Source organism: Nocardia sp. NPDC055165 (assembly GCF_053606985.1).
On the sequence record NZ_JBSGSS010000001.1, the window covers coordinates 338272 to 358688 of the forward strand.

General features: G+C 68.2%; 17 protein-coding genes and 1 pseudogene. 12 read left to right on the forward strand and 6 right to left on the reverse strand.

Annotation, left to right across the window (positions count from 1 at the left end):
- Window positions 1-8: 8 nt before the first annotated feature.
- Window positions 9-1592, forward strand: a complete 1584-nt coding sequence (locus ACWFRF_RS01725) for a succinic semialdehyde dehydrogenase (RefSeq protein WP_379313644.1) — start codon at window positions 9-11, stop codon at window positions 1590-1592.
- Window positions 1593-1698: 106 nt separating this feature from the next.
- Here ACWFRF_RS01725 and ACWFRF_RS01730 read toward each other — a convergent pair whose 3' ends face one another.
- Entirely contained in the window at window positions 1699-2295 is a 597-nt protein-coding gene (locus ACWFRF_RS01730; RefSeq protein ID WP_378989690.1) for a TetR/AcrR family transcriptional regulator, read from the reverse strand.
- A gap of 105 nt (window positions 2296-2400) precedes the next feature.
- On the opposite strand from ACWFRF_RS01730, the gene ACWFRF_RS01735 reads away from it, so the two are divergent.
- The 9 genes and pseudogenes from ACWFRF_RS01735 to ACWFRF_RS01775 all read left to right on the forward strand — a co-directional run bounded on the left by ACWFRF_RS01735 (window position 2401) and on the right by ACWFRF_RS01775 (window position 13356).
- On the forward strand, window positions 2401-3648 hold the full coding sequence (locus ACWFRF_RS01735; RefSeq protein WP_452448488.1) for an NADH:flavin oxidoreductase/NADH oxidase family protein: 1248 nt from the start codon (window positions 2401-2403) through the stop codon (window positions 3646-3648).
- Window positions 3648-3920 (forward strand): annotated as a pseudogene (locus ACWFRF_RS01740) (NAD(P)-binding protein); the annotation flags it as partial. The gene ACWFRF_RS01735 and the pseudogene ACWFRF_RS01740, both read left to right, overlap by 1 nt.
- Before the next feature lie 335 nt (window positions 3921-4255).
- Complete coding sequence (locus ACWFRF_RS01745) at window positions 4256-5725, forward strand: serine/threonine-protein kinase (protein WP_379316734.1); 1470 nt, start codon at window positions 4256-4258, stop codon at window positions 5723-5725.
- Window positions 5722-6921: a DUF7373 family lipoprotein gene (locus ACWFRF_RS01750; RefSeq protein WP_452448489.1), complete on the forward strand. Its 1200-nt coding sequence runs from the start codon at window positions 5722-5724 to the stop codon at window positions 6919-6921. The genes ACWFRF_RS01745 and ACWFRF_RS01750 overlap by 4 nt, the downstream gene beginning before the upstream one ends.
- A gap of 5 nt (window positions 6922-6926) precedes the next feature.
- Complete coding sequence (locus tag ACWFRF_RS01755) at window positions 6927-8465, forward strand: serine/threonine-protein kinase (RefSeq protein ID WP_452448490.1); 1539 nt, start codon at window positions 6927-6929, stop codon at window positions 8463-8465.
- Window positions 8452-9894: a serine/threonine-protein kinase gene (locus ACWFRF_RS01760; protein ID WP_452448491.1), complete on the forward strand. Its 1443-nt coding sequence runs from the start codon at window positions 8452-8454 to the stop codon at window positions 9892-9894. The genes ACWFRF_RS01755 and ACWFRF_RS01760 overlap by 14 nt, the downstream gene beginning before the upstream one ends.
- 3 nt (window positions 9895-9897) lie before the next feature.
- Window positions 9898-11130, forward strand: coding sequence for a DUF7373 family lipoprotein (locus ACWFRF_RS01765; protein ID WP_452448492.1), 1233 nt, complete (start codon window positions 9898-9900; stop codon window positions 11128-11130).
- Window positions 11123-12595 carry a serine/threonine-protein kinase gene (locus ACWFRF_RS01770; protein WP_452448493.1) on the forward strand — a complete coding sequence of 491 codons (1473 nt, stop codon included), beginning with the start codon at window positions 11123-11125 and terminating at the stop codon, window positions 12593-12595. The genes ACWFRF_RS01765 and ACWFRF_RS01770 overlap by 8 nt, the downstream gene beginning before the upstream one ends.
- Window positions 12596-12648: 53 nt before the next feature.
- On the forward strand, window positions 12649-13356 hold the full coding sequence (locus ACWFRF_RS01775; RefSeq protein WP_452448494.1) for a cutinase family protein: 708 nt from the start codon (window positions 12649-12651) through the stop codon (window positions 13354-13356).
- A 60-nt stretch (window positions 13357-13416) separates the two neighbouring features.
- Here ACWFRF_RS01775 and ACWFRF_RS01780 read toward each other — a convergent pair whose 3' ends face one another.
- Window positions 13417-13971, reverse strand: coding sequence for a hypothetical protein (locus tag ACWFRF_RS01780; RefSeq protein WP_378989675.1), 555 nt, complete (start codon window positions 13969-13971; stop codon window positions 13417-13419).
- A 270-nt stretch (window positions 13972-14241) separates the two neighbouring features.
- Here ACWFRF_RS01780 and ACWFRF_RS01785 point away from each other — a divergent pair, with 270 nt between their 5' ends.
- Entirely contained in the window at window positions 14242-14868 is a 627-nt protein-coding gene (locus tag ACWFRF_RS01785) for a TetR/AcrR family transcriptional regulator (RefSeq protein WP_378989673.1), read from the forward strand.
- A 23-nt stretch (window positions 14869-14891) separates the two neighbouring features.
- On the opposite strand, the gene ACWFRF_RS01790 is transcribed toward ACWFRF_RS01785, so the two are convergent.
- Window positions 14892-15956 (reverse strand): lipocalin-like domain-containing protein, encoded by a 1065-nt coding sequence (locus ACWFRF_RS01790; RefSeq protein WP_452448495.1) that lies wholly within the window; start codon window positions 15954-15956, stop codon window positions 14892-14894.
- Window positions 15957-15973: 17 nt separating this feature from the next.
- The gene (locus ACWFRF_RS01795) at window positions 15974-17233 is read right to left on the reverse strand and encodes an oxygenase MpaB family protein (protein ID WP_452448828.1); all 1260 of its coding nucleotides are present in this window, start codon (window positions 17231-17233) and stop codon (window positions 15974-15976) included.
- 226 nt (window positions 17234-17459) lie between these two features.
- Between ACWFRF_RS01795 and ACWFRF_RS01800 the strand changes: the two genes are divergently transcribed.
- Window positions 17460-18128 (forward strand): hypothetical protein, encoded by a 669-nt coding sequence (locus ACWFRF_RS01800; protein ID WP_452448496.1) that lies wholly within the window; start codon window positions 17460-17462, stop codon window positions 18126-18128.
- Between the two features lie 55 nt (window positions 18129-18183).
- On the opposite strand, the gene ACWFRF_RS01805 is transcribed toward ACWFRF_RS01800, so the two are convergent.
- Both ACWFRF_RS01805 and ACWFRF_RS01810 read right to left on the reverse strand, forming a co-directional pair.
- Window positions 18184-19353: a serine hydrolase domain-containing protein gene (locus ACWFRF_RS01805; RefSeq protein WP_387446871.1), complete on the reverse strand. Its 1170-nt coding sequence runs from the start codon at window positions 19351-19353 to the stop codon at window positions 18184-18186.
- Window positions 19354-19490: 137 nt separating this feature from the next.
- On the reverse strand, window positions 19491-20234 hold the full coding sequence (locus ACWFRF_RS01810; protein WP_452448497.1) for an LppU/SCO3897 family protein: 744 nt from the start codon (window positions 20232-20234) through the stop codon (window positions 19491-19493).
- Between the last annotated feature and the right edge of the window lie 183 nt (window positions 20235-20417).

The following is a 20417-nucleotide window of genomic DNA, read 5'->3' on the forward strand; positions in this document are numbered from 1 at the left end:
GAGCTTTCATGTCTGTCGACCACGCCACCCGAACCGAGGGCCTGCCGCCTTCCCTGTCCCCGGCCCAGATCAACCGGTTGACCGCACGGATCGCGGCAGGTCCGGACGCCACACAGGTGACGACCACGGTCCCCTATACCGGCAACCCGCTGGCCACGCTGCCCGTCTCGACTCCCGAGGACGTCGAGGCGGCGTTCGCGCGTGCCCGCACGGCCCAAACCTCGTGGGCCGCAATGCCGGTGGCCAGGCGCAAGGCGATCCTGCTGCGGTTCCACGACCTGCTACTGCAACGTCAGGCCGAGGTTCTCGACCTCATCCAGGCCGAGAACGGTAAGACTCGTAGCGACGCGTTCCTGGAAGTCACCGACATCGCGATCGCCACCAGGTACTACGCCCGCAGCGCCGCACGGCTGCTCGCTCCCAAGCGTCGCCGGGGCGCCATACCGATCCTGACCCACACCACCGAGCTGCACCATCCGAAGGGTGTCGTCGCGGTGATCTCGCCGTGGAACTATCCGCTGAGTATGGGGGCCGGAGACGCGATTGCGGCGCTGTTGGCCGGCAACGCGGTGGTGCAGAAGCCCGACACCCAGACCGCGCTCACCGCGCTGTGGGCCCTGGATCTGATGCACGAGGCGGGTCTGCCGAGCGGGGTGTGGCAGATGGTGGTCGGCCGTGGCAGCTCGATCGGCACGTCGCTGATGGACAACGCCGACTACCTGATGTTCACCGGGTCCACCGCCAGCGGTCGCCGGATCGCCCGCGACGCGGGCGAACGTCTCATCGGCGCTTCTCTCGAACTCGGCGGCAAGAACCCGATGATCGTCCTCGACGACGCCGATATCGATCGTGCCGCCGACGGTGCGGTGTCCGCGTGCTTCTCCTCGACCGGGCAGCTGTGCGTGTCGATCGAACGGATGTATGTGGCCGAGGCGATCCGCGACGAGTTCGTGGCCGCGTTCGTCGAGCGGACGAAGGCGATGAACATCGGTGCCGCCTACGACTACAGCACCGACGTCGGCTGCCTGACCAACCGGTCCCAGCTCGATACCGTCACCGCGCACGTCGAGGACGCGGTCGCCAAGGGCGCCACTGTGCTGGCCGGTGGCCGGGCGCGACCCGATCTCGGGCCGCTGTTCTACGAACCGACCATCCTCGCCGATGTCACCCCGGAAATGACGCTCTACGACCACGAAACGTTCGGGCCGGTGGTGTCGATCTACTCCTTCGCCGATATCGACGAGGCCGTCGTGCGGGCCAACGCCACCGCCTACGGTCTCAATGCCAGCGTCTGGACCCGCGACGGCGCCCGCGGCCGGGCCGTTGCGGCCCGGGTGCGCGCGGGTACGGTCAACGTCAACGATGCCTACGCCGCGGCGTGGGGCAGCGTCGATTCGCCGATGGGCGGCATGGGCGATTCCGGGCTCGGCCGCAGGCACGGCGCCGACGGCATGCTGAAATACACCGAGCCGCAGACGATCGCATACCAGCGCCTCCTCGGCTTCGACGCACCGGCAGGTCTGTCACGGAGCGCATGGGCGACCACTCTGACCACCGTGCTCGCGGGCATGAAGAAGGTGGGTGCCCGCTGAGATCGGGTGAACACCGGGGCGCGGCGCCGATTCACCGTCGCGCAGCGCTTGGTTCCTCACCGCAACACGGCTGTCCGCATCCGCGCTGAGCGCTCGGCGGCGGTGCTCAGCCGTGCGCGGACGGCAGCGTCGGGAGTTCGACGATCGCGAACACCGTACCGCGGATACGACTTTCGAGTTCCGCGTCGGCGGCGGCATCGAACTTGCCCTGCAGATAGAGGAACGCGAGACCGTGCACCAGAGCCCACATCGCGTTGGTCAGCGATTCCTCGTCGGCGGTGGGATAGATCCTCCGCACGATCGCCTGGACGTAGTCGTGGATCGCCGTGGTCGCGGCCACGCGTTCGGGACTGGTCGGATCGCACGGGTCCGAGAACATGACCCGGAACAACGCGGGCCGCGCCAAGGCGAATCGAACATAGGCCACAGCGATGGTCGCGAGATCCTCGGGCGTGCTCGGCTCCGCGCTCGCGGCGACCAGCTGTTCGGCCAGCTCACGAAAGCCCACCGCGGCGACGGCCGACAGCAGTGCGTCGCGATCGGCGAAATGGCGGTACGGCGCGGCCGTGGACACCCCGGCACGGCGGGCGGCCGCCCGCAGCGAGAGGTCTGCCGCGCCATCCTCCTCGAGGAGCTCCACGGCAGCGCGCACGAGCGCGCTGGGTAGATCGCCGTGGTGATACGACGTGTTCGACATTGCCATGGAAACAAATCTAGCAAGTGTTGACACTGCTTACATTTACCTCTACCGTTGGGCTCCGCACGCGAATGTAAGCAGTGTCAATATGCGTGCCGAAAGGAGCGAACAATGGCGAGCGGTGCGGACTCGGGCGAGGTGTTCTCGCCTCTGCGGTTGCGATCCGGCCAGGTCCTGCAGAACAGGATCGCCAAGGCGGCGATGGAGGAGGGAATGGCGGGCAAGTCCCAACTTCCCGACGAGCGCCTCATCGCGCTGTATCGGCGATGGGGCGCCGGGGGCGCCGGGCTCCTGATCACCGGAAACGTGATGGTGCACGCCGAGGCGTTGACCGGGCCGGGCGGCATCGTGCTCGACGCGCAGGCGCCGCTGGCGCCGTTCACGGCATGGGCGCAGGCAGGCAAGGCGGCAGGCGCGGCCATGTGGATGCAGATCAGCCACCCCGGCCGTCAGGTGCAGGCTCGCATGCCCGGCGTGGTCTGGGGTCCGTCGAACATCGCGGTCGAATTGGGGCGTCACTCCAAGCGTTTCGGACAGCCGGTGGCGATGACTGCCTGGCAGATCCACGAGACCATCGGGCGTTTCGTCACCACCGCCCGACGCGCCGAACAAGCCGGCTTCGACGGCGTGGAAGTTCACGCCGCACACGGGTATCTGCTGTCGCAGTTCCTCTCGCCGCTGGTCAACGATCGCACCGACGAATGGGGCGGCTCACTCGAGAACCGTGCCCGGCTGCTGACCGAGATCGTGCGCGGCATTCGCGCCGAGGTATCGCCGACGTTCGGTGTGGCGGTGAAACTGAATTCGGCGGATTTCCAGCGCGGCGGTTTCGACGCCGACGACGCGCACGCGGTGATCGGCATGCTCGCCTCGCTCGGTGTCGACCTGGTCGAGGTATCGGGTGGCAGCTACGAGAGCCCCGCGATGTCGGGCCGACCCGCCGACGGACGCACCGCCGCGCGCGAAGCGTACTTCCTCGAACTGGCCGCGGAACTGGCCGCGACCAGCGCCCTGCCGCTCATGCTGACCGGCGGCATCTCGCGCCGGGACACCGCCGAACGAGTGCTGGACAACAAGGTCGCGCTGATCGGCATGGCGACAGCACTCGCGGTTACGCCCGATCTGCCTCACCGCTGGCGCGAGGGACGCGAAGCCCCCAGGACCATGAAAGCGGTGACCTGGACGGACAAGGCGCTGGCTTCGGCGACCGAGATGGCGATGGTCCGCTACCAGATGCGGCGCATGGCCACCGGCGCCGATCCCGCGATCGATGTCAGCCCTGCGCTGGCCATGCTGGCCGACCAGCGCGTGCAAACCCGCGCACTGCGCAGCTACTCGAAGTGGCTGGCCGCCAAGTGATGTCATCGACCACCACCCGGGAGCACGCTGACCCCCACGGTGCTCCCATCCCCCACAATCATGTCGCGATCGTCGGCACCGGCTTCGGCGGGATCGCCGCCGCCGTGCGGCTGCGGCAGGCGGGATTCGCCGATGTCGTCCTGCTCGAACGCGCCGGTGAGGTGGGCGGTGTGTGGCGTGACAACGACTACCCCGGCGCGGCGGTCGACGTACAGAGCAACCTGTACTCGTTCTCGTTCGCACCGAATCCACACTGGCGCGATACCTTTGCCGAGTAGCCCGAGTGCCGAGGTGGGGCTGCGACCGGTCGGATCGGGCCGGCGATGAATTCGCTTCGGTCGTCTCGTCTAACCATGCAGCAGGCGCTTCGCGTCGGCGTGGCGAGGAGGGCTTCCGATGATCGTGATCGAACGTCAGCGGGCAGGGCACGATGTCCTGTGCCGCGTCGTAAACCGCTGTCCTGCTTGTCGACTACCGGGTGGACCGGTAGCTCGACTGTCCCCCGGTAACCCAACCGCCAGTCGGGTTATAGTCGGCCGGTCGACCACGGGTCGGTCGACTTGCGCCGGAAGGGTCCCGGCGCCGATAGGTTCGGGAAGCACGACGGTTGACTGTTTCTGAGGGCATGGATTTCGCCGGGTACCGCCTCGAGCGGCGCCTCGGCATGGGCGGTATGGGCACGGTCTACCTGGCCCAGCATCCGCGGCTACCGCGCAAGGACGCGCTGAAAGTGCTGTCCGACAGGCACTCCGGCGATGCGGTGTTCCGTGAGCGCTTCCTGCGTGAGGCCACGATCGCGGCCCGGCTCAACCACCCCAACCTGGTCGCGGTGCGCGATCGCGGTCAGCACGGCGGCCGGTTGTGGATCGCGATGCAGTATGTCGACGGTGTCGACCTCGCCCAGCTGATCCGCCGTGGACCGGGCGCGCTGCCGCTGGAGCGGACGGTCAGGATCGTCGCCGAGGCCGCCAAGGGACTCGACCTGCTGCATCGCAAAGGTGTGCTGCACCGCGACGTGAAACCGGCCAATATCCTTGTCGCCGAACAGGACGGCCGCCCCGACCGGGTGCTGATCACCGACTTCGGCATCGCCAGACCCGCCGACGCGCCCACGGATTCGACCGGCGCCGGGCTCAGCGCGACCCTGGCCTATGCCGCACCCGAGCAGATCAACGGCGGGGCGATCGATCACCGATCCGACGTGTACGCGCTGGGCTGCGTGCTCTACGAACTACTGACGGGGTCGGTGCCGTTCCCCCGCGACACCCCGGCCGCGGTCATGTACGCCCATCTGAACGAAGCCCCGCCGGCCCTCGACAAGCCCGGGCTCCCACCCGGATTCGACCAGGTGATCGCGACCGCGCTCGCGAAGAACCCCGGCGACCGGTATCCGACCTGTGGCGCCTTGGCCGCTGCCGCGTCGGCCGCCGCGCAGGGGACGGTCCGGCTGGCAGCGGTCCGGGCTCCCGTCCGGCGGCGCCCGCTCGTCTACGGCGCGCTGGCCGCCGCTGTCCTGATCGCGTTGACGGCCGCGGTGCTCGGTGTCAGCCGAACCGGTTCCACCGAACACGCGCCGACCGCGATCGCGCTCGGACCGCAAACCGCGGTCGACCCGGTGTCCTGGGGCGCGTACACCTATGTCGCGCAGGCATTTCCGGAGTTGCTGCCTGCCTCACAGTTCGGGACCGGGTATCAGGAGATGTGGGGGTGCAGGCCCTCCGACGCACAGCTGCGGGACCTGCCCGTCGACGTCTTCGTCCCGACCGGCCGGATCATGTGTTTCGGCAATCGTGAACCGGTGCAGACGATCGAACTCGTGTGCAACGCCGACCGCACCCCGATCGCCCCGCCGCCCACCTACGATCGCGCCGAGGGCGACGAACAGTGGACCAGGCCGTCGAGTCACGGAAACCTGCACTGGGGAACCTATCTCGACCTCTACAAGGCCCCGCAGCTGACGGGTTACCTGCGGCTGTACTTCGACGATCCCGACCGCAGCTTCTGCTACATCGTCGTCACCGGCGCGCGGGACGGCACCGAGCTGCGGGCCGCCTGGTGGACGGAGGCACCGCTGTGAGACTCGCACCCCTGGCTCTCGCGCTTGCTGTGATCCTCGCCGCGGTCTCGGGCTGCGCGATGACCGGTGATCCAATGCCCGTGCCGGATCCCGCCACCCTCGATGTCGGCCCCTACAGCCGCTTCCCGCTGCGCGCGCCCGAGCGCGGCAGCGAGTATCACGGGCGCGTGGTCGAATCGGTTCGGCTCGGCGAGGCCATCGCCAATCCGGCCAGGGTCGACCCGGCGCTGACCGTGCCCCGCTCACGATCGGGTTCGGACCCCCTGCCGACCGCCGCGAAAGCGGCGGCGCTGCTGGCCAATCCGGTGCGCGCGGTCCTGGAGCGTCACGGCATGCTGGCCGGCTACACCGTCGGCGCCACCGATGCTTCCACCGAATTCTCGATCGGCAGCAGCCGGATTCTGCAGCTCACGCTGCTGCGATTTCCCGATGCGGCAGCCGCGGGACTGGCCGCGCAGGAGATCGACTCCGCCGACGCGGCGGTGAGCCCGGACAATGTGGCTGTCACGATCCCCGGGCACCCGGCGGCTCGCGCGCACTGGCGTCCGACGGTTCCGACGCTGGCGGCGACGATGGCCGTGGACTCGTTTGTCGTCACGGTCATGGCCGGGCACACCTCGCCCGACCTCGCCGCCCTGACAACGCTGGCGGGCAGGGCTTTCGAGGAACAGCGCCCGATGCTGCGCGATGTCGCGCTCACACCGCCCGAGCAGTTCGCCGACCTGCCCCTCGACCGTGACGGCATGCTGGGACGGATGGTGCCCGAAGCACCGGGGCGGTGGCCGTTTCCGGTGGTGATTCTCGGCGACTTCAGCGAGGTCGCCGGGTGGGAAAGCCTGCTGCAGGCGCGCGGCATCGTTCTCGGTCCGCGTGCGGGCCACTTCTACCAACCCAGCCGCGAGGTCGCCGAATTGGTCAGCCTGAACCGGTACGACCGCCTGATGCGCTTCGCCGACGCGGCGACAGCGGCCGCGTTCTTCGCCGACCTGCCGAACAACAACGACCAGCTCGCGGTTCCGCCACCGAAGGGCATGGTCGACATCAACTGCGCGGAGTCGACGAGAGACTCGCCGATCACCAAGTTCAGTTGCCGCCTGAAGTACGGCCGCTACGTCGCGCTGGTTTTCAGCCGGGACTACCAGGATGTCCAGCAACGAGCGGCGGCGCAGTACGCGCTGCTGGTGAACAGCGAGTAGAGGCGATGACCGAAACCCTTCCCCCGGGAACCGTTTTCGCCGGCTACCGGATCGAGCGGGTGCTCGGCACCGGCGGCATGGGCACGGTGTATGTAGCCGCGCATCCGCGGCTGCCCCGCCGTGATGCGATCAAGGTGTTGCCCGAGAACGCCGGTGCGGGCGAGGAATTCCGGGCGCGCTTCCTGCGCGAGGCCGAACTCACCGCCCGGCTCGATCATCCGAACATCGTCGCGGTGCACGACCGCGGGGAGCACGACGGCCAGTTGTGGATCGCGATGGAGTTCGTGGCGGGGACCGACGTGGCCGCGTTGTTGCGCCACGAGTCACCGATACCGCCGCCGCGGGCCGTGCACATCGTCACCGAGGCCGCGCGCGGGCTGGACGAGGCGCACCGCCACGGCCTCCTGCACCGCGATGTGAAACCGGCCAATATCCTGCTCGAGCCGGTCGAGGACGCACCGGATCGAGTGTTGGTCGCCGATTTCGGCATCGCCAGGGCCGCCGGTGACGGCACCGCGCTCACCGCGGTCGGAACGGTGGTGGCGACGCTGGCCTACGCGGCGCCGGAACTGCTGACCGAACAGCGCGTGGATCATCGCGCCGATGTCTACGCTCTGGGCTGCACGCTGTTCGAACTGCTCACCGGTACGAAGCCGTTCCCCCGCGATTCGGTGGTGGCGGTGATGCAGGCGCATCTGATGGCGGTGCCGCCGCGGGCTACGGCCCTTCGGCCGGAATTGCCGCCCGCGATCGACGCGGTGCTGGCCCGCGCGCTGGCGAAGAACCCCGACGAGCGCTATTCGTCGTGCGGCGCACTGGCCGCGGCGGCCGCCGGCGCCTTCGGTGTGGCGGCGGATCACACCGTGGTCGCGGGCGCACCGCCCGCACCGCCCCCGCCCAGCACCGATCGCCCCGTCGCGCCCGCCCCGAAACAGCCTCCGCAGCAACAGACTCCACGGCTGCGGTATGCCGCCATGGCCGGGGCCGTCATCATGCTGGTGCTGGCACTCGCCGTCGCCGTGGCGCTCGTCCGCGACCCCGACGATTCGACCGCGAGCCCCGCCACGCCGACCAGCAGTGCCGGGGTGACCTGGGGGCGGTACGCCTTCATCGCCGATGCGCTGCCCGGGCTGCTGCCTGCTACCCCGACCCGAACCGGACATCAGGGCATTCGATGCGCCGCCATGGGCCTGAACACCGGTGCGGCCGCCGACCTGAATCTGATGCCCGACGAAGTCGCCCGCATCACCTGCACCGGCAACAACAACCCCATCCGCGATGTCGACGTGCGTTGTTCGACGAACCGGCACCCCTTCATCCTCGTGAACGAACCGGGTGCCGTGGTTCTCGGCGACCAGAAGTGGGAACGCGCTACCGGGCGTGGCCGGGTGACCTGGTCGACCATGACCGTGTCCACCGGCGATCTCGGCTTGGTCGGGGTCGGATTCGACGAGCCATCCCGAAACTTCTGCATGGTCGTCGTGATCGGCGCGACAACAGGCCAGGAACTCTACGACCGGTGGTGGCCAGATGCTCCGTTCTGACGACGAGTTCGCCGGATACCGGATCGAACGCCGGCTCGGCGCCGGCGGCATGGGCGAGGTGTACCTCGCGCACCACCCCCGGCTCCCCCGACACGACGCGCTGAAGATCCTGTCCGACCGATACACCGACGACGAGGAATTCCGCGCGCGGTTCCTGCGCGAAGCGGAAGTCGCTGTGCGGCTGCAACATCCCAATGTCGTCGCGGTCCGCGATCGTGGCGAGCAGGACGGCCGCCTGTGGATCGCGATGCAGTTCGTCGACGGTGGCGATGTCGCCGAGCTGATCCGGCAGGAGACCGCCGTTCCGGTCGAGCGGGCGCTGCGCATCGTGACCGAGTCGGCGAACGGTCTCGACGAGATCCACCGGGTCGGCCTGCAGCATCGCGACGTGAAGCCCGCGAACCTGCTGCTCACCGCGGAACCGGGCCAACCGGATCGGGTGCTGGTCACCGACTTCGGGATCGCCCGCACCGCCGAGACAGACGGGACTCTCGCCGAGGGTGCGGGATTCACCGCGACACTGGCCTACGCCGCGCCCGAGCTGATCAACGGCGACCCGGTGGACCATCGCGCCGATGTGTACTCGCTGGGGTGCACGCTCTACCAGCTGCTCACCGGGACGGTCCCGTACTCGCGCAGCAGTCCCGCGGCGGTGATGTATGCGCACCTGTCCGACGAACCGCCTCGGCCGTCACGCGAAAACGGCCGGGTACCGGCCGAATTGGACGCGGTGATCGCCACGGCGCTGGCCAAGGACCCCGCGCAGCGCTATCAGAGCTGCGGTGAACTGGCTGCTGCCGCGCGGGCGGCCTGCGTACCCGAAGCCGCTGCCGAGCCGCGCCGACTGCTGACCGGCGTGGCGATCGCAGCCGTAGTGACCGTGGCGGTGGCGATTTCGGTTGCCATCGGGTTCGCCGGTGGCGATCCCGATTCGGCTGCGCCTGCCCGGGTCGCCACCAACTCCGACGCATGGGGCGCGGCCGCGCTGGCCGCCGAGACCTTGCCGAACCTGCTGCCGGTCGCACCGCTGGCCGTCGGATACCAGGACGTCAACAGCTGCATACACGTCGACCAGGACGGCAATGCGCTCGCGCTCGATCAGCAGGTCGAGATCGGCGGGGTTCTCTGCCTCGGTGACCGGAACCCCGTCGAAACGCTCTCGGTCGTCTGCCGGTCCGATCGCACCCAGATTCCGGCGTGGACAGCGAATCTGGCTGTAGAGGGCGAGGAACTCTGGACCCGCGACGGTGCGAGCGGAAAGGTGCGATGGGGAACCATCACCGGCGACGAGGGCTCGCTCATCGGTCGGCTCGACGTGATGTTCGATGGGCCCGACCGCCAGTTCTGCAAGCTGCGCATCTCCGGCGGCACCTCGGGTTCGGTGCTGTGGCAACGCTGGTGGCCGGATGCGCCACTGGGACAGGGGTAGTCGATGTTCTCGCGGGGTGAGCGAATCCGAACCGTGGCCGTCCTGGCCGCGGCGTTGACGGTGCTGTGCGGGTGCGTGCGTCCCGGCGAAGCGGTCCCGCAGCGAGTCGACCTGGCCACCCTTGATGTGGGTTCGAACAGTGTCGACCCGATGACGCCGCCGGCCTCGAGCACCGAGAAGTACGGCAGGGTGCTGGAATCGGTGCGGATGGGTGAGGCGGTGCTCGATCCGGTCGAGGTCGATCCGACCCTGACCAACGGCATCTCCAACCGGACCGCACCGCTACCCACACCGTTGAAAGCAGCCGGAATTCTGGCCGAGCCGGTCCGCGAAGTGCTCGAATCCCAGGACATGCTAGCCGGATTCGTGGTCAGCGGCAGCGACGCCAACTTTCGTGGCAAAGCACCGGAGATCGGCTCCGCCCGTCTGCTCACCGTATTGCTGATGCGCTTCCCCGACGACACGAAGGCGCGGCTGGCGGCCAGGCAGATGAACGCCACCGACGCCGCGGTCACTGCCGACAACGTCGCGGTGCGGATCGCGGAGTACCCGGGGGCGTTCGCGCATTGGCGCCCGACCGTGCCGACCATGGCGGCCACCCTCGCGCACGGGTCGTTCGTCGTCAGTGTGCTGGCCGCGCACACCAGCCCGGACCAGGCCGCGTTGCTGGCCATGGTGCGCAAGACCTTCGACGTCCAGCTCCCCCGGCTGCAGGATTTCCAGCCGACCGCGCCGGACCGGTTCGCCGACCTGCCGCTCGATCGCGACGGCATGGTCGCGCGCGTACTTCCCTTCGGCGCCGGGCACTGGCCCCCGCCGACGGTGATCACCGCCGATACCGACGCCAATGCCGGCTGGTCGGCCTCGATCGAGATCGGCGGCGTCGTGCTCGGTCCACGAGCCACCCGGCTGATGAAGCACTTCGGTTTCCAGGATCCGATCGAAGTCGTCGCCGTGAACGGCAACAATGTGGTCGAACGGTTTCCCGACGCGGTCAGCGCGCGCCGGGTCTTCACCAAGGAGCGGCAGGCAGCCAATCCCGCGACGATGATCGACACACCGGTCGGCGTGCCGGATGTCTACTGCAACAAGCTCGATCAGCACCCGGCGTCACCCGCCCAGGTCTACTGCCATGTGCTCTACGGCAGATACACCGCCTCGATCATCGGCCGCAGCCCGGCGCACGCCGCACAGCAGAGCGCGGCCCAGTACGCGCTGCTGGTGCGCAGTGAATAGCCGCCCGCTGCCGCCGGGCACGGTCTTCGCCGGGTACCGGATCGAGCGGGTACTCGGCGTCGGTGGCATGGGCACCGTCTACGTCGCCGCCCACCCCCGGCTCCCGCGCCGCGACGCGGTGAAGGTGCTGTCGGCGGAATTCGGTGCCGACTCCGAGTTCCGGGCGCGCTTCGGTCGCGAAGCCGAACTCGCCGCGCGGCTGGACCATCCGAATATCATCGGCGTCTACGACCGTGGCATCGAACACGGTCAACTGTGGATCGCGATGCGCTTCATCGACGGCCCCGACGCCGCCACCCTGCTGCGCGACCGCGCGCTCACCCCGCACCGTGTCGCGCATCTGGTCACCGGGGTGGCTCGTGGTCTCGATCACGCGCACCGGGCCGGGATGCTGCACCGCGATGTCAAACCGGCCAATATCCTGGTCGAATCCATTCCGGGACAACCGGATCGGGTCGCGGTCACCGATTTCGGCATCGCCAAGGCCGCGGCCGCGACGACACTGACCCAGGCCGGAACCATTCTGGCGACCGTCGCCTACGCGGCCCCCGAGCAGCTCATCGGCACGGCGATCGATCACCGTGCCGATGTCTACGCGCTGGGCTGCACCCTCTACGAATTGCTGACCGGCGCCAAACCGTTCCCGCGACCGAGCGTCGACGCGGTGATCGCGGCACACCTGTACGACCCGCCGCCCCGCCCGAGCGCGGTGGCCGGGGAGCTGCCGCGCCGGATCGACGACGTGATCGCCCGCGCGCTGGCCAAGAATCCGCAGCGGCGGTATCCGAGCTGCGGCGCGCTGGCCGCCGATGCCGCCGCCGCCCTGGGCGTGGCCACCGACGCGGTAGCGGTGGTGGGGCATCGACCGGCGCGTCGCCGTCGCCTCGGCATCGTGGTCGGCGCGCTGACGGCGGCGATCGCGGCGGTCGTCACGAGTGTGGTTGTGCTGAATCGTGATTCGCCCGAGGAGAACACAGCTGCGGCGACCTCGACGGCTCCGATCGACCCGAATTCCTGGGCGGCCCACCAGTGGGTCGTCGACGCTTTCCCCGAGCTGCTGCCGAAATCTCAGGCAGACAGCGGCTACCAAGGCCTGCGGTGCAGCGCCGTCGACGGCAACCAACGTCCCATCGACGCGCGTCAGACCCGTGATTCGCTGAACGCACTCGCCTGCAACGGTGACCAGAACCCGGTGTTCCGCTTGTTGCTCACCTGCGGAACCGACGAACCGGCGGAACGCTACGTCTCCTCCGCCACCGCGGTTTTCGTCGGCGAGGAGGGCTGGCAACGGCCCAGCGGCCGCGGACACGCCCGCTGGAACGACGCACAGGGAGTGGCGGGACCGACAGGCGAGATGCTGGTCGAGTTCGAGAACGGCACCCGCTCCCGGTGTGCCCTCGCAGTCTCGGGCGGCACCTCGGGTCAGGACCTCTACGACCGATGGTGGCGCAACGCCCCGCTCTGAACGGGTCGTCGATGTCGGTCGAATTCGGTCTGCGGAAGCAATACAGTGGCCGCATGCGTGGATGTTTTCGAATCCTGGCGTTCTCGAGCGCCGCGGCAGCGCTGTCGCTGCCGGTTCTCTCTACTGCGGCCGCCGACCCGATACCCCAGCCCGGCGGCTGCGCGGAGATCCGAGTCGTCACCGTCCGTGGCACCCTCGAACCGCAGTCCGGCAGCCGGCTGCTCACTCCGCTGGGCGAGCGGATCGCCCAGGAATCCGGCCGCCGCACCACGGTGGGTGAACTCGAGTATCCGGCCTCGATGAGCCCGGACAGCTCCGTCCAAGGAATCGCGAATCTCACCGCGCTCCTGAACGCGACCGCCGCCGCGTGCCCTGACCAGCAGCTCGTTCTACTCGGCTACTCGCAAGGCGCACGCGTGATCGGCAACGCCCTTTCCGCGCGAACCACGTTGACCGAACAGGCGGCCACGCGAGTCCGTGCCATCGCCCTGTTCGGCAGCCCGCTGTTCAACGGCGCGGAACCCTACAACCGCGGCAGCTTCGATCCCGCGCTGTCCGGCACCGGGTCCCTGCGCCTGGGCGCGCTCACGGAATTCGCCGACCGCCTACGCGACTACTGCAATACCGGCGACCGCGTCTGCCAGGGTGGCGACCCGGCCGCCGGGTTCGGAAATGCGCTGAGCTACGGCCACTTCATGTACTTCCTCAATGACACCCGCGACCAAGCTGCGGCGTTCGTCCGAGAACAGCTCGGCGAATAGCCCGGGTATCGGTGGAGGCAGATCGTGGCGCGCACGCCCCGATGTACTGGGGCGTGGGTTCTACGTCCGGGTTCTCGGCGTCGTCGGCGGGGTCCTTGCCTCGCTGCGGTGCTGGTCCCACCAGGAGTCGCTGTCGTGCTGGGCGGGGGGCGAACCTTTGGACGACGACGGCGCACCGGGTATGCCGAGGACTCTCAGCCGCCAGTCGTCCTCACGGATCGCTGCCACGATACGAACGGGAATGACTGCCGTGAGCAACAGATAGTTACCCACGCAGATCATCAGGCAGATCGGGGGAACGGACACCACGATCGCGGTGCCGAGGGTTCCCATCTCGATCGGGTCGCGGGAGATGGAGAGCAGGTTTCCGCAGATGCTCGACAGCACGGCGCCGACAAGCAGCAACTCGTAGACCCGCACCAGCGACGTGGCCTTCTCATCGCGGATACCCACCAGCGTGATGAACGTGCAGGCGACCAGCGCCACGGTGAGACCGACCACCACCGGCCACAGCCAGGTCAGGTGCTCGGGAACTCCGGCTACCCGCGCGAGGGTGGAGGTGAAGGTGAAGGATGCGATTGCCGCGGCGACGACCAACGCTGACCCTAAGCCCACTAGCAGCTTCGGTACCGTGACGGGAATAGGGCGGGGGAAAGGGTCCGTGTGGTCCATCAGGCTCCATCCTACGGTCTACGGTCACCAAATGTGCAGGCACTCAACAGAGTACGTGCCCGCGCAGAGTGCGAATCGCCGCAGAATTCGCCCTGGGGGCGCTGCCTCTCGCCGCGCACGCCGTTACCGACCAGTCAGTGTGTATCCAGTGGTCGGCCGACACGCCGGACGCCGCGCGATAAGCTGACCTCGACGCGCACACGGAAGGTGGCCATGACCGGAGGGACCAGGGCTTCGCGACCGGCCGAGCCGGTGTCCAAGCGCAAGGCGGCGGCGGCCGGTCGCGGGGCACGCAGGCTCGGGGTCGAGGACTGGACGGCCGCCGCACTCGGCCTGCTGCTGCGAAAGGGCGTCGCCGCCATCACCATTTCCACCCTGTGCGACGAACTCGGCGTAACCAAGGGCAGCTTCTACTGGCATTTCGACGGCATCGATCAACTCCTGGAGACCACCGCGCAGTTCTGGTGCGCCGACCACAACGACGCGGCGCGCGGCTTCCACGACCTCGACGAGCTGCCACCGCAGCAGCGGTTGGCCCGCATGGGCGAGTTACTCACCGGAGAACGGGTCTGGCAGGTCGAACTCGCGGTCCGGGACTGGGCCCGAACGAACGCCAAGGTGGCCGAGGCCGTGAAAGCCCTGGATCAGCGGATATTTCACACACTGTCCGACACCCTCGTCGACATGGGGTTCTCGACCGAGCAGGCACAGATGCGGGCGGGTCTGATGTGCTTCGCCGGAATCGGCTTCGTGCACGGGAATCAGAACCTGCCCGTACCGACCGAGGAGCAACGCCGCGAGTTCTTCCGATTCATCACCAGCGGGGAGACACCGGGCTGACCGTCCGGGGCGCGCGGTGCCGGTCAGGTCAGCGCGACCAGTTCGTGCAGGGTCGAGCCGGTTCGTCGCCGCGTTCCCGCGGCGGTGCGCACGCTGAGGTCGAAGGTGGACTCGAACCGAAAGTAGCCGGGGTGCCCGACCAATCGGTGCATCAGTGGCTTGATCACCCGCGACCGCACCACCGGAAGATCGTCGAGCAGGTCGTGGGCGTGGATGACGCGCACCACGTCCAACCGGAGGTCGAGCTGATCCGGTACATGCAGTTCGACCCATTCGGGATAGGTGCGTCCTGCGGTCACATCGAAGCGTTCCGGGCCCTCGATGAGCCTGGTCTCGCCGGTGGACAGCACTATCTCGTCGTGGTGGGCCAGCATCAGCGGGCTGATCTCGTGTCCGCCTCTGCGCTGCTGGGTCAGCACCGAGGCGAACAGCAGCGAGTAGTCCTCGACATAGAGCCGCCCCCAATGCCAGCGCTCGATGATCTTCTTCATGTCGCCGACACCCCAGTTGTGGTCGTGATAGCCACGCCCGGTGACCTCGTGCCGCACGCCGTCGAGCTCGATCGCGCCGGTCACCCGCGCGCGAGGAGCGGCGACCATCCAGCCGAAGGAATCCTTGGTACCGAAGCGGGTTTCACCTTTGCCCGGCATCCAACCGGGTACCTCGTTGTGGAATCGCAGATCGAACTCGACGCCGCCCTCGGCCATCCGCAGGTGATGGCTCACCTGCCCGTCGGCGTCGGACACGGTGCGTGCGGTGTTGTGACCGATGCGCACGTCGCACCCCTCGGCCGAGAACGAGGTGGCCGAACGCGGGTAGCGCCGCGATACCTGACGCAAGGTGCCGTCGGGCGAATAGACCATCATCTCCACCCAGGGCCTGGCCAGGGGCAGATCCTCGGGCCTGCGTTTGATCAGGAACCCGATCACCACGTGCCCGGTGTCGAGGTGCGCGTCGAAGTACCAGTGTTCGAAGGCCAGTGTGCTCGACGACGGATGTAACGCGTTGTGCCGAGGCTCGACCGGGGTCAGCACGCCGTCGCGACGTCCCGGCCCGTTCCACACTTCGACGATGGGGGCAGTGCTCATGGCTACCTTCGGTGGGTTCATCGGCGCAGTGCGCCGCTGGCGTCGAATGCGGCGGTGCGGCCCTGCATCTGGGCTCGATACCAGTTCTCGCGATGCGCGAGCATCAGTTTCTCGTGCGCCCGCGCGAACGGCGGACAGACCCGGCGCACGATCTCCATCACGGTGATCAGCGGGAATCGCGCGATCGGAACGATGATCCACGGCAACGCGGGTGGCATGGTGTAGCGCCGACGGGTTCCCGGCGCCATGTACATCGCGGAGTACACGGAATTGATCCGGTAGTTGTACATTTCGCGCAACCAGGTCAGGCCACGGTGCCCGTCGCGGGGCGCGAACGCCGCCGGATACGACTCGATCAATTCCGTACCGTGCTGACCCGCGTCGTAGGAACGCGAGACCATCGTCATGGCCAGCACCCGCAGCGCGTCGCGCACGGTCTCGGGGTACCAGCGCAACCGCACACCGAGCAGGTGGCCCATGTACTTCTGGAAGTGCAGCAGCGCACGGATTTCCGAGGGCGTCGTCTGGTAGCCCAGCGCCCACAAGCCCAGTCCGGGGGTCACACTGCCTGCCAGCAGGGTCAGCATCTGGTAGGTCTGGCTGATCGGCAAGCCCCACCGCCGCATGTCCCATTCGGGATGGTCGGCGACCTTCGCCCGCACCGAAACGTGCATGACGCGGACCTTCAGCGCGGTGGCCCGGCCCGCCGATCCCGGGGTGAGCAGCGCATCGGGGGCCGAGACGTCCATCCAGAAGCGGGTGGTCTCCAGGAACCGGCGCAGCGCGCTGTCTCCGGCGTAGCCGCCTGCCAGTGACAACGGGGTCGCGACCGCGGCTTCGGTGTACATCTCGAGGGTTTCGGCCCCGGCGAAGCTGAACAGCATGGTGCCCCAGCGCCGCCAGATCGCCGCACCCTGTTCCACCAGTTCGGGGACCACCCAGTCGGGCACTGTTTCGAACTCGGCGAACAACGCGCGCATGGATTCCGGTGCGTCCGCGACGGCGTCGATGCCCTCGGCCAGCGCTGTCTCCAGCATCGCCCGCCCGGCTTTCGATCCGATCTCGCCGTGCATCACCTCGGCGACGAATCGCTCGGCCACCGGGTCACCGGCGAACAGGTCTTCGCACATGGCCACAGCCTGCTCGTCGCTGGGGAACAGCGGTTGCCGGGTCACGGCCGTGAAAGCGCGTTCGATCCGTCGCACTGCCGGCGTGCCACGGGCCTCCCAGTAGCGAAAGGCGGTGGGACATCTCGACGGCGCTCGCACGGTGTCCACGCTGCTCGCGGCGCGGGTCGCGACCCGCTGGAGATGATCCTCGACGAACTCGGCCAATGTCGGCCTCCTGACGTGAAATTCGCTGAACGACCCCGCTGGGCGTCACGTCCACCGACCATACTATGAAGCACACTTATCCATACCTGAAAGTATGGAAGCGTGTGGCAGGATCGTCGGTGCCCGCGTCCGATGTCATCGGCCGCCATCCGACACCGGAGGAACACCGATGGGACTCGAGAACGAGGAGTTCGACTGTGCCAGTCCACCATTGGCGTTCTCCCCCACCGACGCCCGCCGGTACTGGTCCGACCATCGCCACCACGAGTGCGAGCTCGGCGCCGCCGCGTGGGCGGTCCTGAACGGATCCCGGGGTCTGCCCTGGCCGGAAACACTCCAACTGCGCACCCCCCTGGACTGGCTGGATGCCTACCAGCATCGAGGACTACCGACCGAGGTCACCGCCGACGGAACAGGCGTGGAGCTGGTGTGCGACGACACGGTCACCGCGCTGCTCGTTCCCGCCGGGCTGGCCGCCGCCACCTACGACCGCAACGCGCTGGCGGTACCGACCCTCGCCACGGCGCCTCCCTGCGTTCCGCTGCACCGCTGGGCGATGCTCACCCGAACCTCGCCCTTGTCCGGCGATGCCATCGGGGCACTCACCGATCTCCACATCACCGTCCTCGCACCCGGTGATCGACTGCGGCTACCCACCGGCCCCGACGCCGGCCTCGACCCACCCCACTACTGGCACGAATGGCCCCGCCGGTCCACCTCCGGCAAGCCATCCCTAGTCCTGTTGCTCCAAGTCGCCAACATGCTGCTGACCACCGGCGCAACCGGATGTCGTCTGGCATCGGTCAACGGCCGCCTCGAAGTCCTGCGCGACCGGTGATCGCGGGCCGGCGTTGCCTGCCGACCGCACCCGGCAGAAGGGCGGTGCCCACTGCTCAGGGGACCGCCGGCGGGCGTTCGGGGACCAGGAGCGTGGCGATCTCCGTGCCGATGCCGACGGCGTTGTTCTGATCGGAGTCGGAGGTGGGGCCGAGGGTGTCGTAGACGACGACGGTGGTCTCGGTTTTCGTGTCGTAGAAGGCGACGCCGTCGTACCCGCCGTAGGACGGGTTCATATACAGCCAGTCGGCGAGGTGGACCACACCGAAGGCGAAGTATTTTTCGGTGGTGAACGGGCCGAGGCCCGCGGTCGACGGGCCCATCATCTGCTGGAACTGGTCGGGGGTGAGTCGTTCGCCGGTGCCGAGGGCGCGGACCCAGCGGCCGACGTCGCCGACGGTGGAGTTCATGTTGCCGCTGTGCAGGAAGGCGGTGGGGTTCCAGAAGGTGGAGTCTTCGAAGAAGTTTCGTTCGTTGGTGTAGCCGTGCAGGATCGGTTCGTCGACCTGCGGGGTGAGTACTACTTTGCTGTCGTGCATGCCCAGTGGGACGGTGATGTGCTCGGCGATCAGCTCGCCGAGGGGCTTGCCCGCTGCCTTCTGCAGGACCTCGCCGAGCACGACCAGATCGCTGTGGGCGTAGGCGAAACTGGTGCCCGGCTCGAACAGCGGCGGGCGGGCATTGGCGCGTTCGAGCAGTTGCGGCGCGGTCCATTCGCGGATCGGGTTCTCGCCGAAGATCTTCAGGAACTCCGGTTCGGTCACATAGTCGGAGATCCCGGAGGTGCTGTCGGCGAGCATCCGCGCAGTGATCTTGTCCGCGCGCGGGAAATCGGGCAGCCAGCGGGCGATGGGTTCGTCGAGTTTCAGCACGCCCTGGCCATCGAGTCGCCACAGGACCGTGGACAGCATGGGTTCCATCGGCTGGCCGACGCGCAAGCGCATCTCCGCGGTCGCGGGCACACCGAGCGGTGATCCGCCCAGCGCGCCCAAGGCGATCTGCTCACTGCCCCGCCATGCGCCGTAGACCGCGGAGCTGAGATCGAGTTCGGTCATCTTGGCGCGAACGATGTCGGCGATCTTCGCCGCTTCGGCACTCTCGACCGCCGAAGACGCGGAGCCGCCGGACATGTCCTCCGCACCGCAGCCGCCCGTGGCGATGGCGAGCACGACCGCGAGCACCGCACATGCTCTGCGGCATCCGCGATGCCTGGGCGACTTGCTCATGACAGAGATCCCTTCGTCGAGGAACGCTCACGATCACAGCAAGGTCGAATCTACGCGCCCATCGGGCTCGACCGACTCAGGCTCGTCAGGACCTTGTGATGTCTCCTCCGACGCGGCTGCCGCCGGGGTCGCCGAATTCAGCTGAACGAACGCAGGCAGAGCACGAAAGACGCACCGCCGTCGGAGCCGATGTACCCCGCGAGCTTGACGGAGTCCTCGTACTTCTGGCACTCGGTGGTCTTGTCGGTGCCCGCTATTCGGGCGATGACCTTCGCCTGGGCTCTCACGTCCGAACAGCCGACCTTCACCAACTCGGCATCGGAGAAACCGATACTCAGGTCGTCCTGGGTCGCGACGCAGTCGCCGGCCGACAGCGCGCCGGGCCCGGTGGTGTTGCTGGTGTTGCCGATGACCACCGCCGTCACGATGCCGATGACGACCACGATCGTGATCAGCACACCGACCACGTAAGGGCGGCGGCGAAGCAGCGGCTCGCCCGGATCCCGCGTCGGTCGCGGGCTGCCCGGTGCCGCCCCGGCGGGACGACCGAACCATCGGTCGGCCGATCCACCGAACAGCAGGGCGATGATGGCAATCACCGCGACCAGCCCGAAAGGCCCGGGTGACATCCGGACGAAGGCGAAACCGGCATCGGTGTCCACGGTCCCGCCGTTGAAGGCCATGGAACCGAAAGCGACGAGCCCTTCGATCACGGCGAAGACGGTCACGGTGATCCGGACCCAGCCCCGGCGCCGCGCGAAGAACAAGGCGGTGACGGCCATCGCCCAGAAGAACAGGTATCCCTGTGTGTTCCCGCCCGCCGCATGGGGATGACCCATTCCTATCAGCGCGACGGTGCCTGCCAGTCCGATCGCCGACATCACGAAAATGATGACCCGCGCCGCCCGGACCCTCCCCGGCATCTGCCAAGGTGCTGTGTCACCGCGCGATTCGAAACTCCCGCCCGTCCTGGACGGAAACTGTTGCGATGCCTGCTGATCCATACCTGTCGCCCCCTGATTCCGCGTTTCGCGTGCCCGATCCTATAGATGAGGCCGCTGTCG

Excerpts from the sequence above, each read along its gene's own strand:
- ACWFRF_RS01735 (WP_452448488.1), top strand. The coding sequence starts at position 2,401 with ATGGCGAGCGGTGCGGACTCGGGCGAGGTGTTCTCGCCTCTGCGGTTG.
- ACWFRF_RS01775 (WP_452448494.1), top strand. The coding sequence starts at position 12,649 with ATGCGTGGATGTTTTCGAATCCTGGCGTTCTCGAGCGCCGCGGCAGCG.
- ACWFRF_RS01805 (WP_387446871.1), bottom strand. The coding sequence starts at position 19,353 with ATGAGCAAGTCGCCCAGGCATCGCGGATGCCGCAGAGCATGTGCGGTG.
- ACWFRF_RS01730 (WP_378989690.1), bottom strand. The coding sequence starts at position 2,295 with ATGGCAATGTCGAACACGTCGTATCACCACGGCGATCTACCCAGCGCG.
- ACWFRF_RS01755 (WP_452448490.1), top strand. The coding sequence starts at position 6,927 with ATGACCGAAACCCTTCCCCCGGGAACCGTTTTCGCCGGCTACCGGATC.
- ACWFRF_RS01785 (WP_378989673.1), top strand. The coding sequence starts at position 14,242 with ATGACCGGAGGGACCAGGGCTTCGCGACCGGCCGAGCCGGTGTCCAAG.
- ACWFRF_RS01765 (WP_452448492.1), top strand. The coding sequence starts at position 9,898 with ATGTTCTCGCGGGGTGAGCGAATCCGAACCGTGGCCGTCCTGGCCGCG.
- ACWFRF_RS01760 (WP_452448491.1), top strand. The coding sequence starts at position 8,452 with ATGCTCCGTTCTGACGACGAGTTCGCCGGATACCGGATCGAACGCCGG.
- ACWFRF_RS01800 (WP_452448496.1), top strand. The coding sequence starts at position 17,460 with ATGGGACTCGAGAACGAGGAGTTCGACTGTGCCAGTCCACCATTGGCG.
- ACWFRF_RS01790 (WP_452448495.1), bottom strand. The coding sequence starts at position 15,956 with ATGAGCACTGCCCCCATCGTCGAAGTGTGGAACGGGCCGGGACGTCGC.
- ACWFRF_RS01725 (WP_379313644.1), top strand. The coding sequence starts at position 9 with ATGTCTGTCGACCACGCCACCCGAACCGAGGGCCTGCCGCCTTCCCTG.
- ACWFRF_RS01810 (WP_452448497.1), bottom strand. The coding sequence starts at position 20,234 with ATGTCGGCGATCGGACTGGCAGGCACCGTCGCGCTGATAGGAATGGGT.